The organism is Variovorax sp. GW531-E2, from assembly GCF_059423125.1.
In genome coordinates this window covers 163,761-175,384 of record NZ_JBWKXQ010000003.1, presented here as the reverse complement: position 1 = coordinate 175,384, position 11,624 = coordinate 163,761, and the positions used below count along the sequence as shown (strand labels likewise).

The following is an 11,624-nucleotide window of genomic DNA, read 5'->3' as shown; positions in this document are numbered from 1 at the left end:
CAAGAACAACATTCGAGGCGACGCCATGACCACCGCCAACCCGCCTGCGCCCTCCGCGCAGGTGCTTTTTTTCTCCTCGCGACAGCATCCGTTGCAGTCGCGTTCGCGCACCACCGGCAAGACAGGCCGGATTTCGAACTGGCCCTTCCGCGTGACGCGGGAGCACGGCCACGACGACAGCAACGAACAGGATGACATCCGCGTTCAGGCGGCGCGCGTCATCCGGACGACGGCCGCGCACTGGTGGCCGCCGGAGCCCTGAACCGCCTTTTCATCCTTCTTCCCCCGGAGAACTGCAATGGACGACTTCCACCGTGGCGATGCGTTTGCGAACGGGCCCGAACCCGACTGGGACTCCCCCGCTTTCGAGAGGCAACGCCACCTTCTCATCGCGCTGTTTCCCGAGCCCGAGGTGCAAGCGGCGATCGAAGCGCACCGCAAGGAATGGATCTGGCCCAAGGGCCACTACTTTCCTCGCAGCCCGCGACTGCACCTGACGCTCCACTGCTTCGGCGACCAGCCCAAGGAGGTCGAGAAACGCCTGCGTGAAGCGCTCGCCCAGGTTCGGGTGCGGCCCATGAGCCTCGTGCTGGACAGCTCGCGCACATGGCGCAACGACATCGCGGTGCTGCAGCCCGCCGAGCACGGCGCTTTGCGCACCCTGCATGCGGACATCGGCCGTGCCGTCCAGAAGGCGGGCATCGTCACGGAAACGCCGACGTTCACACCGCACATCACCATCGCCCGCCGCACCGAGGGCGCGGCCTACCCGATGCGCCTGCCGCCGATCCCGTGGCGCGTGAGGAAATTCCTGCTCGTGCGCTCGTTCACTTCGCATCCCGTCGAGCACAAGGTGCTGGCCACCTACGAGGCCGACGAAGAAGACAAAGAAGACGCCGTCTGACAACGGCGGGCCGGCTTTCGTGGCCTTATCGGGTGAGACAATTTTTGGCGCCCATCGAACCCACGCCACGCCCGCCGCATGCTGACACCACCCGATATCGCCCCCGACGCCGTTCAAGCGCGTCTCGCCGAAACCTACGACCTGCAGGCGACACGCACCGAATTCCTGCCGCTGGGCGCCGACGTCGATTCGGCCGCGTTCCGCATCGAGGCATCGGACGGCCGCGCGTACTTCCTGAAGCTGCGCCGAGGCGGTTTCACACCCGCCGTGGTCGACGTGCCGGCCGTGCTGCATCACACCTATGGCATCGACGCCGTGATGGCCCCGCTGCTCACGCGCACGCGGCGACTCAGCGTGCAGGATCAGGGCTTCGACTGGGCGCTCTACCCCTTCTTCGACGGCACCGACGGCTTCACGCGCGCGCCGACCGATCGGCAATGGACCTTGCTCGGCACCACGCTGAGCACCATCCACCGCACCGAGCTGCCCGAATCGCTGCGGGCGGGCCTGCCGCGCGAAAGCTATTCGCACCACTGGCGCGAAGGCGTGCGTCGCTACCAGCGCCGCTTCATCAACGGCGTGGCGGGCGACGATCTGGTCAAGCGCTTCCTCGCCTTCTGGGACGCGCACGACGAAGAGATCGATTCGATCGTCTACCGCAGCGAACAGCTCGCCTCGATCCTGCTCGAGAAGTCGCTGCCGCAGGTGCTGTGCCATGCCGACCTGCACGCGGGCAACGTGCTGCTGGGCGACGACGACCGTCTGTGCATCGTCGACTGGGACACGCTGATCCTCGCGCCGAAGGAGCGCGACCTGATGTTCATCGGCGGCGGGGTCGGCGGCGTGTGGAACCAGCCGCGCGAAGAAGCGCTGTTCTTCCAGGGCTACGGCACGAACGAGGCGATCGACACGCTCGCCCTCGCCTACTACCGCCACGAACGCATCGTGCGCGACCTGCTCGAGTTCTGCGACCAGATGTTCGATCCGCAGGCCAGCCGCGAAGACCGCGAGGAAGGCCTGCGCCAGATGGCGAGCCAGTTCGAGCCGGGCAACGTGGTCGCCGTCGCGCACCGCGACTACGACGCCATCACCTGAAGCACCTGAAGGGCGCCGCTCAGATCAGCAGGTCCTGCGCGTCGTCCTCGAAGCCCGCCACGGGCTGCGCCTTGGCCAGCGCCAGCCACACCGAAAAAGGAATGCGCTCGAAGGCGCGGTGCACCGCGGCACGCGCCACCACGAGACGCTCGCCCTCGAGCACCATCACGCCGCATTCGGCCGGGATCTCGTCGGGCGACGCGATGCAGCGGCCCTTGGCGTCGTTGCCCAGCACGTACCAGCACTCGCCGCCCAGGTCGAGATAAGCCGCGCGCTTGTCGGGCTTGCGCAGGTCGCCCAGCAGGTCGGCGCGGCTGACCTTCACCTCGTGCACGATGGGATGCGCATAGGCCTCGACGCTGGTGTTGCGGATCGAAAACACGTCGGGCCGCGCCATGCACCAGCGCGGCTTGCCGCCCTCTTCCAGCGGCGGCAGCCGGGCGCGCAGGCCCAGGCCGCGCCAGGCGATTCGGCCGCCGCGCGTCATCTCGCGCGCCACGCGCTCCACCAGCGCCTCGTGCGGCGACAGCGCCGCGCGGTTGACGGTGAGCGTGGTGGCGATGCGTGCAATGCCCGCGTCGGTCACGCGCAGCGTCTCGTGGCCCAGCGCGCTGCGCACGCGCTCGAGAAAACCGCCCGCGAGCAGTTCGACCTCGATGGTGTCGCAGCAGGGCCAGCCGGCCGAGCGGTAGATCTCGCGCAGGCGCCGTGCGTGCGGCTTGCCGAAAGGCACGGCGGTCTGCAGGGGCGGCGGGTCGCTCACCGGCGGCGGAAAACCGGGGTCCGTCACCGGGGGCATGACGGGCGGCGGATCGCCTTCGGGCGGGAGCACGGGCGGCGGCGGTGGCGGCATGGGCACATCGGGCGCGGGCGGCGGCGGGCCGATCGGCGTGGCGACGACCTCATCGGCAAGGGCAAATCCGGCGGTTGCGGCGAGTGCGGACATGGGAGGAACAGGTTAGCGAAAAGTGAGGGGCGGCGCGAGGCATGGAACGATCGGTTGCATTCGCAATGCCTCAGTGGAAGTCGCGGCTGGTGTTGCTCTGCGCCAGCCGGCCCAGCAGCGGCGTGAGGTCCTTGAAGCCGGTGGCGATCAGGTGCTGCACCTTGCCGCCGCTGTCGTCGTCGCGCTGCCAGGTGCCCTGCACCGCGAGCAGGTGCGACTTGAGCAGCGGCTCGCGCCAGGCCTCGATGACGTGGCTCCACACGATCACATTGACGTTGCCGGTCTCGTCCTCCAGCGTGACGAAGATGGTGCCGTTGGCGGTGCCGGGCCGCTGCCGGCCCTTGACGATGCCGCAGGCGCGCACGGTCTGGCCGCTGCGTGCGGTGCGCAGCTCCACCGCGCTCAGGAGCCGCATGCGCGCCAGGCGCGGGCGCAGCAGCGCGAGCGGATGGCGGCGCAGCGTGAGGCCCAGCGCCGCGTAGTCGCCGACGATTTCCTCGCCCTCGGGCGCGGCCGGCAGGAGCAACGCCTGTTCGTGGATCGGCACGCCCTTGAGCAGGGCCGACGAGCGGTGCTGCGCGGTGGCGTCCCACACCTGCTGGCGTCGATGGCCCGAGAGCGACATCAGCGCATCGGCCGCGGCGAGCGCGGCCATGTCCTTGCCTTCGAGTTCGGCGCGCAGGGCCAGGTCTTCGGTGCTGGTGAAAGGCGCTTGTGCGCGCGCTGCGAGCAAACGCCTGGCGCCGGCTTCGCTGAGGCTCAGGACCCGGTTCAGGCCCAGCCGCACCGCCGGCTGGTTCTCGTTGCCCAGGCGCTCGGCGTAGCGCGTGTCGGTGCCTGGCGGCATGCGCGGCGCATCGGGTGCGCGGGCTTCGAGCGTGGTGTCGATCTCGCTGCACGTCACGTCGACCGGCCGCACCTCGACGCCATGGCGGCGCGCGTCCTGCACCAGCTGCGAGGGGCTGTAGAAGCCCATCGGCTGCGAGTCGAGCAGTGCAGCGAGGAAGCAGGCGGGTTCGTAGTTCTTGAGCCAGCTGCTGATGGTGACCAGCAGCGCGAAGCTCGCGGCGTGGCTTTCGGGGAAGCCGTAGTCGCCGAAGCCGAGGATCTGCTTGAAGATGGCTTCGGCGAACTCCTTCGGGTACTTGTTGTCCACCATCCCATCCACGAGCTTCGCGTGAAACTTGTCGAGGCCGCCCTTGCGCTTCCACGCGGCCATGGCACGACGCAACTGATCGGCTTCGTCTGCGCTGAACTTCGCTGCGATCATCGCGATCTGCATCACTTGCTCCTGGAAGATCGGGATGCCCAGCGTGCGTTCCAGCGCCTCGCGCAACTCGTCTTTCTCGTAGTGGATCGGCAAGCCCTTGCGCACCCGCTCACGCTGCTTGAGATACGGATGCACCATGCCACCTTGAATGGGCCCGGGCCGCACGATCGCCACCTCGATCACCAGGTCCTCATACGTCCGCGGCTTCAGGCGCGGCAGCATCGACATCTGCGCGCGGCTCTCGATCTGGAACACGCCGATGGTGTCGGCGTCGCAGATCATGTCGAACACCTTCGGGTCGTCGTTGGGGATGTGGTGCATCTGTACCGCCGAGCCCCGCCAGCGGTTCATGTGGTCGAGCCCGCGCCGAATCGCACTGAGCATGCCCAGCGCGAGCACGTCGACCTTGAGCATGCCCATGGCCTCGAGGTCGTCCTTTTCCCACTGGATGACGGAGCGGTCTTTCATCGACGCCTTCTCGACCGGCACCAGCCGCGTGAGCTTGGTGTGCGTGAGCACGAAGCCGCCGACGTGCTGGCTCAGGTGGCGCGGAAAGCCCTTGAGCTTTTGCGTGTGCTCGATCCACTGCATCAGCTTGAGCCGGTCTTCCTTCACGCCGACGCGCGCAGCGGCCTTGTCGAGCTGCTCGCCGAGCACGGTGTCGTCGAACCAGTAGTGGTCCTTGGCGAACTCGTCGACCAGCCGCTCGTCGATGCCGATGGCCTTGCCGACGTCGCGCAAGGCGCTGCGCGAGCGGTAGCAGATGACGACGGCGGCGATGGCGGCGCGCTCGCGGCCGTACTTTTCGTAGATGTACTGGATGACCTCTTCGCGCCGCTGGTGCTCGAAGTCGACGTCGATGTCGGGCGGCTCCTTGCGATGGCGGCTCAGGAAGCGCTCGAACAGCAGGTGGCCTTTTTCGGGGTCGATGGCGGTGATTTCGAGGCAATAGCAGACAGCGGAATTGGCCGATGACCCGCGACCCTGGCAAAGAATTTTCTGTGAGCGCGCAAAGCGGACGATGTTCTCTACGGTGAGAAAGAACATCTCGTATTCAAGCTCCCTGATCAGGTCCAGCTCTTTCTGCACCTGGGCTCGCACGCCATCAGGAATCCCGTTCGGGTAGCGCCTTTGCGCCCCTTCCCACGTCTTGCGCGCCAGCGTCTGCGTCGCCGTCTCGTTGCTACCCAGAGTCTCCAGCGGGTACTTGTAGGTCTCGCGGATCACCTCGGGATCGAAGCGGCACCGCTGCGCCACCTCCAGCGTGTTCGCCAGCATCGCGGGCAGGTACAGCTCGGCCAGCCGCACCCGCTGGCGCAGGTGCCGCTCGGCATTCGACTGCAGCGCGAAGCCGCACTCGGCCACCGTGCGGCCTTCGCGCACCGCCGTGAGCACGTCGTGCAGCGGCTTGCGGCCGCGTGCGTGCATGTGCACGTCGCCGGCCGCGACCAGCGGCACGCCGGCCTGCTCGCCCGCCTGCATCAGCGTGACGAGCCAGAGGTCGTCGTCGAGTTCGTTGAACAGCTCCACGGCCAGCCAGAGGTTGTCGCCGTACAGCGCCTTGGCGGCGGCCAGGTCGTCCTGCACGGTGGCCGCATCCGGCATGCCGCCCGGCGGACGGTGCGGCACGAAGAGGACCTGGCAGCGCTGCAGCGAGGCGACGTCGCTCGTGTCCCAATCGACGCGGTACTCGCCCTTGGGCAGTTCGGTGTTGCGCGCGGCGGTGATGAACTCGCAGAGGTTGCCCCAGCCCTCGGGGTCGTTCGCGATCACCACGAGCTTGAAGCGCTCGAAGCGGAATTCGCTGCCGAACAGCAGGCGGAATTCGGTGTGGCGCGGGATCGGCGGCTCGTCCGGGTGCTCGCGCTCGTAGGTGTCCAGCTTGACGGGCAGGTCGCGCAACGCGACATGCGCGCGCACGATGCCGGCCACCGAGCATTCGTCGGTGATGGCCAGCGCCGCATAGCCGAGGTGGTAGGCGCGCTCGACCACCTCTTCGGGCGTCGAGGCGCCGCGCTGGAAGCTGAAGTTCGTGAGGCAGTGCAGCTCGGCATAGCCGGGCAGGCCCGGCGCCGGGCGCAGCCGCTGCGGCAGCACATGCACCTTGGCGGGCTGGCGCTTGCGCTCTTCCTTGCCGCTCAGGTCAGGCATAGAAGCCTTGCAGGTACCAGCGCACCTCGCCCGACGAAAAGCGCGTGGCGGGCCGCTCGCGAAAGATCCACACCAAGCCGGCCTCGGGGCTTTCGGCCACGTAGTAGTCGCGCATCGCGGGCTGGCCGCCGTCTTCCTCGCCGCCCCACCAGCCGGCCTCCACGCGCTGCGGCCCGACCAGCTTGCGCAGCGGCCCGCAGTAGCACGGGCGTTCGCCGTCCATCTCGAGCCGCAAGGGCTCGGGCAGCAGCCAGGGCGGGTAGATCGCATCGGGCTGCGAGGCGGCGTCCTTGCGGGCCTTGTCGGGCGCCTGCGTTTTCTCTTTCTGCAGCGCGGGCCGCCACCGCTGCTGGCGCTCGGGCCGGTGGTCGGCCTGCGCGAGCGGCACCACCACCTGGTCGGCGCCGAGCCGCACGCTGAGCCGTTCGACCATCTCGTGCAGCTTGTCGCCCTTGCGGTTGTCTTCCGGCAGGAAACTGGTGCTGGCGCCGGCCAGCGGATCGGTTTCGAGCGTGCGCAGCTTCAGCCAGCTCGCGGGCGCGGCCAGCGTGGTGAGCGCGAGTTTTTCGGACAGCAGGCGGCGCAGGTGCGCCATGTCCTGCGTGGGCTCTGCCGTGCGCACGGTGAGCTGCTGGTGCGGCGGCAGGGTCACGCCGTTGAGGCGCCGCAGGTCGAGCGTCCACTGCAGCTCGAGCGCACGCGCGCCGCGCTGGCGGGCGCGCAGCCAGATCTGCAGCGCCGACAGCAGGCGGTTGGCCGACCACATGAGTTCGGGCCCGGTCTCGGCCAGCGCGGGCAGTTCGAGCTTCTGCTCGAACACGTCGGGCAGCGTGAGCCAGGCGTGGCTTTCGGGGCGCAGGCCCCAGGCGATGTCGAGCGCCTCGCGCAGCCCGGTGCCGAAGCGCCGCGTGAGGCCGCCACGCGGCAAGGCGGCCACATCGCCCCAGGTGCGGCAGCCCAGGCGCGCGAGCAGGTCGAGGTGGCCCTGCGCGGCCGTCAGCGTGTCCAGCGGCAGGCCGGCCGGCACCTCGGCGGGCCGGTGCTCGTTGCGCGCGAACAGGCGCAGCCGCGCCAGCGCGATCAGGCTGGTGGCGCCCTGCGCGCCGCGCATGCGCGCGTCGGGCGCGGGGTTGAGGGCCAGCAGCTGGCGCATCAGCGGCGCGCGACCGCCCCACAGGCGCTCGCAGGCCGAGACCTCGAGCATCAGCGCCTCGTCCTGCCAGGCGACGTGCGGCGTGAACTGCAGCGCCCACCAGCCCAGGGCCTCGGGCGGGGGCATGTCGGGGGCGTCGGCTTCTTCGGACTCAGACGACCACTGCAAGGCGATCCAGTGCATCCGGGCCTCCTTTCCATGCGTCGATGCGCACCACCGTGGCCGACGGCGCGACGGCCGGCGCCATGGGCGGCTGCAGGCGCAGCTGGCGCCGCACGCGGGCCGCAGCCAGCAGCGCGCTCATGCGGGCGTTGCGCGCCGGCACCCGCACCGGCGCGGCCAGCGGCGGCCCCCGGCGCTTGAGCAGGTGCAGCGCGATCTGCGCCGGATCGTCCGGGCAGCGCTCGGCGCGCAGGCGCAGGCGCGCGGGCGAAGCCGACAGCGCCACCGACTCGGGCCGGCACACGAACAGCAGCACCTCGTGCTGCGCGGCCGCCAGCTGCAGCCGCCGCAGCTCGCCCACGCGGGCCTGCGGCAGCCAGGCGACGACGGCGGCGATCTCGGCGCAGCGCAGCGCCTGCTCGCAGGCCCACAGCCGCGCGGCCGGGGCGTCGCTGCGCACGCACATCAGCGCCTCCACCGGCAGCCCCTGCGCCGCCAGCGCGGTGCCGCAGGGCTCGTAAGGCGCACCGACCAGCACCACCGGTCCGCCGCGCGCTTCCACGGCCTGCGCCAGCGCGGGCAGCAGCAGGCGCCAGACATGGGCCTCGGGCGTGGCCTGCAGCAGCTCCGTCATCGCGCCCACGGGCCAGCCGCCGCCGGGCAGCTCGGCGTCGAGCGCGGCATGCCCGGTGGCCACGACCTGCGCGTCGGCCAGGCCGAGTTCGTCGGCGTGCCAGACGCCGCGGCCCGCGGCGGTGGAAAAGGAGTCGAGGAAAGGGAGGCCCATGATTGCAGTTGTTAACTGTATTTTTATACAGTATTCCCCAGGTCGCAACCAGCGATCGATTTACCTGCGAAGGCCCGCGCCTTAAGATCGGTTTATTAACAATTAGTGACTATGAGACACAAAAAGATTCATCTGCGGTTCTGGGCTCTCGCCGCGCTCGCCTTCGCCGTGGCGCCCGCCTCGGCCCAGCCCGCCAAGCCGCTCCTGATCGGCCAGACCTACGTGCAGACCGGCCCGCTCGCATCGCTGTCGACCGAGCCGCTGGTGGGCATCCGCGCCATGTTCACCGCGCTGAACGCGAGCGGCGGCGTCAACGGCCGGCCGGTCGAGCTGCGCCAGCTCGACGACGCCTACGACCCCGCCAAGGGCGCCGAGAACGTCAAGACCTTCGCGCGCGACGGCGCCGTGGGCGTGCTGATGCCCATCGGCACCTCGTCGGCGGTCGGCGCGCTGAAGGCGGCCAACGAGCTGAAGATTCCCGTCGTCGGCCCCTACACGGGCGCGGGCCCGGTGGTGAAGTTCAGCGAGTTCGGCTTTCCGGTGCGCATCAGCTTCGACGAGGAATACAGCCGCATCGTGAACCACCTGTTCACCATCGGCCTGTCGCGCATCGCCTTCGCGCACAACGACAACCCCGGAGCGCGCTCGGCGATGGAGAGCACGCAGAAGTTCATTGCGGAGCGCGGCGACAAGATGGTCGGCAGCGTGGCCATCAAGAACGACGGCTCCGACGCGGCCGAGCGCGCCGCCGAACTGGCCAAGCTCAAGCCCAAGGCCGTGGTGCTGTCGGCCACCAACGACGTGGCGGCGAAGTTCATCGCGGCCTACCGCGCGACCGGCGGCGAGACGGCCTTCTATTCGTTCTCGTTCCTGAATGGGCAAAAGCTGTTCCAGGACATCAAGAAGGACGCGGCCGGCGTGGTCATCTCGCAGGTCGTTCCCTACCCGTGGAACAGCGCGATGCCGGTGATTGCCGAGTACCAGGCGGCGATGAAGAAGATCGGCATGACCGAGTTCAGCTACGCCAGCCTGGAGGGCTACGTCACGGCCAAGGTCATGGTCGAAGGCCTGAAGCGCGCGGGCGCCAACCCCACGCCCGAGTCGCTGCAGAAGGGCCTGGAGTCGTTCAAGACACTCGACCTCGGCGGCATCGCCGTGTCGTACCGGCCCGGCGAGCACCGCGGGCTGACCTTCTCGGAGCTGTCGATGCTCAAGGCGGACGGGCGCTACCTGCGCTGAGGCTGAACCGCTTCAGCCCAGGAAGCGCAGCAGCTGCGCGTTGACCTCGTCGGCGCGCTCGTACTGCACCCAGTGCCCCGCGCCGTCGATCACCACGCCTTCGCGGCCGGGGCCTTCGCTGGCCAGTTGCGCCACCAGCGGACGCGAATCGGCGGTGACGTCGAACTCGCCCCACAGCAGCAGCGTCGGCACGCCCAGCGCGTCGATCGCGGCCTGCAGCCCGCCCGAGAGCGACACCTCCTTGCTGCGAAAGCGCGTGCCGTGGCACGAGAGGTCGTGGATCTCGAAGGCCAGCGGATCGATGGCGGCGGGCGCGTGCAGCATCAGCGCGCCCAGGTTGTGCATGAGCGCGGCGCGCTCGGTCTCGCGGTCGGGGGCGGCGCGCCAGTTGATCATCTCGACCGTCATGCGGCGCAAGGTGCCGTGGCCGCCGCTGCCCATCAGCGCCAGCCGGCGGATCGCGCCGCGCCGCACCGCGAAGCGCGCGGCGGTGAGCCCGCCGAACGAGAAGCCGCCCAGGTCGATGGGCGTGCCGGCGCCGATGAGCGCGTCGAGCGTGCCGCCGAGCGCGGCCTGGAGCGGCACCAGCGCGTCCTCGCCGGGCGCCACGCGCGGCAGCGCGTCGGAATCGTGAAAGCCGGGCATGTCGGGCAGGAGCAGCGTGCGCTGCGCCGACAGCGCCTCGGCATTGCGCAGCCAGTGCATCCAGCTGCCGTGGCCGCCGTGCAGCAGCACGATGGGCGGCTGCGTCGTGTCGGTGCCGAAGCGGCGCCAGCGCACGCGAATGCCGTCGTGCACCGGGTCGTGCGAGGTGGACAGGGCTTCGATGCGGGCGATCTGGCGCCGGGCTTCGGCAGATTCGTCGGGGGTGGGAAGAGCGGGCGTGGGCATGGCTTCATTCTGCCGCGCAGCCCGCGACCTCATCCGCTCACCCGCGTGAAGGCCGCGCCCGGCGCCGGTTCAGCTGCAGGTTGCGTGCATCGAACACCTCCACCACTTGGTCGCGGAACTGCTTCATCAAGAGCGAGAAGTAGGCGCTGCGCCGCCAGAACAACCCGATCTCCAGCGCCCAGACCGGCGCGGGCGACGGCAGCGCGGCCAGCCCCGTGCCCATGGAGGAACCGAGCGAGTCCGAGGTCATGACCGTCAGCAGGTTGGTGCTGCGCACCAACGGCGCAAAGACCGCGGGCGAGGCGTCCGACTGGAGAAAGGCGGTCGGCCCGTCGATGCCTGCGTCGCGGAACATCGACTCGACCCAGGCACGCAGCGTGATGCTCGACGGCGGCAGCACCCAGGGCTGCGCGGCCATGTCGTGCAGCGTGAACGCGCGCCGGTGAAAGGGATGCCCGTTGCGCGCAATCACGTACGACTCCTGCTCGCCGAGCACGGTGCAGGACAGCGCCGCGGGCACCTCGCGGTTGACGGCGGCAATCGCGAAGTCGAGCGCACCCGCTTCCAGTTGCTGCAGCAGCACGCCGCTGAGCTGCACCTGCGTCTCGAAGCGCACATCCTTGCCCGCGCCCAGGAAGGCCGCGAACACCGGCGTCATCACCGACTCGACGATGGCGGGCACGGTGCCGATGCGCAGCTTGCCGGACTGCCCGAGCTTCATGTCCTGCACCTCGGTGCGCATGTCGTCCACGAGCTGTTCCAGGCCCAGGTTGCGCGCATACAGCGCCTGCCCGATGGCCGTGAGCGCCACGCCGCGCGCGGTGCGCTCGAACAGGCGCACGCCCAGAGCCGTTTCGAGCCTCTGAATCGACTTGGACAGCGCCGGCTGCGTCACGCCCAGCGCATCGGCGGCGTGGTGCAGGTTGCCGCGCTCGGCGGCCACGCGGAATGAATGAAGGTCCTTGAGCTGCATGGCGACGGTTGGCTGCCTGATTCCATCTGGTTATCGCAAAACTCCATGGTACG

At 69.5% G+C, this 11,624-nt stretch carries 10 protein-coding genes; 4 read left to right on the top strand and 6 right to left on the bottom strand.

Annotation, left to right across the window (positions count from 1 at the left end; translation table 11 throughout):
* The first annotated feature begins 25 nt into the window (after nt 1-25).
* The 3 genes from AC07XP_RS03650 (at nt 26) to AC07XP_RS03640 (ending at nt 1,999) form a co-directional block, all read left to right on the top strand.
* The gene (locus tag AC07XP_RS03650; protein ID WP_070059288.1) at nt 26-262 is read left to right on the top strand and encodes a hypothetical protein; all 237 of its coding nucleotides are present in this window, start codon (nt 26-28) and stop codon (nt 260-262) included.
* A gap of 36 nt (nt 263-298) precedes the next feature.
* Nucleotides 299-904, top strand: coding sequence for an RNA 2',3'-cyclic phosphodiesterase (thpR, locus tag AC07XP_RS03645; protein ID WP_495263832.1), 606 nt, complete (start codon nt 299-301; stop codon nt 902-904).
* Nucleotides 905-982: 78 nt separating this feature from the next.
* Nucleotides 983-1,999 carry a phosphotransferase enzyme family protein gene (locus AC07XP_RS03640; RefSeq protein ID WP_495263831.1) on the top strand — a complete coding sequence of 339 codons (1,017 nt, stop codon included), beginning with the start codon at nt 983-985 and terminating at the stop codon, nt 1,997-1,999.
* 19 nt (nt 2,000-2,018) lie between these two features.
* On the opposite strand, the gene AC07XP_RS03635 is transcribed toward AC07XP_RS03640, so the two are convergent.
* The 4 genes from AC07XP_RS03635 to imuA form a co-directional block, all read right to left on the bottom strand.
* A complete protein-coding gene (locus AC07XP_RS03635; RefSeq protein WP_095744951.1) occupies nt 2,019-2,945 on the bottom strand; it encodes a hypothetical protein in 927 nt (308 codons plus the stop codon).
* Between the two features lie 70 nt (nt 2,946-3,015).
* Nucleotides 3,016-6,366: an error-prone DNA polymerase gene (locus AC07XP_RS03630; RefSeq protein ID WP_495263830.1), complete on the bottom strand. Its 3,351-nt coding sequence runs from the start codon at nt 6,364-6,366 to the stop codon at nt 3,016-3,018.
* The gene (locus AC07XP_RS03625) at nt 6,359-7,702 is read right to left on the bottom strand and encodes a Y-family DNA polymerase (RefSeq protein WP_495263829.1); all 1,344 of its coding nucleotides are present in this window, start codon (nt 7,700-7,702) and stop codon (nt 6,359-6,361) included. The genes AC07XP_RS03630 and AC07XP_RS03625 overlap by 8 nt, the downstream gene beginning before the upstream one ends.
* Nucleotides 7,671-8,468 (bottom strand): translesion DNA synthesis-associated protein ImuA, encoded by a 798-nt coding sequence (imuA, locus tag AC07XP_RS03620; RefSeq protein ID WP_495263828.1) that lies wholly within the window; start codon nt 8,466-8,468, stop codon nt 7,671-7,673. The genes AC07XP_RS03625 and imuA overlap by 32 nt, the downstream gene beginning before the upstream one ends.
* A gap of 111 nt (nt 8,469-8,579) precedes the next feature.
* On the opposite strand from imuA, the gene AC07XP_RS03615 reads away from it, so the two are divergent.
* Nucleotides 8,580-9,707, top strand: a complete 1,128-nt coding sequence (locus AC07XP_RS03615) for an ABC transporter substrate-binding protein (protein ID WP_495263827.1) — start codon at nt 8,580-8,582, stop codon at nt 9,705-9,707.
* A 12-nt stretch (nt 9,708-9,719) separates the two neighbouring features.
* Here the strand turns inward: AC07XP_RS03615 and AC07XP_RS03610 are convergent, their stop codons facing one another.
* Nucleotides 9,720-10,598: an alpha/beta fold hydrolase gene (locus AC07XP_RS03610; protein ID WP_495263826.1), complete on the bottom strand. Its 879-nt coding sequence runs from the start codon at nt 10,596-10,598 to the stop codon at nt 9,720-9,722.
* A 37-nt stretch (nt 10,599-10,635) separates the two neighbouring features.
* Nucleotides 10,636-11,571 carry a LysR family transcriptional regulator gene (locus tag AC07XP_RS03605; protein ID WP_495263825.1) on the bottom strand — a complete coding sequence of 312 codons (936 nt, stop codon included), beginning with the start codon at nt 11,569-11,571 and terminating at the stop codon, nt 10,636-10,638.
* Nucleotides 11,572-11,624: the final 53 nt, after the last annotated feature.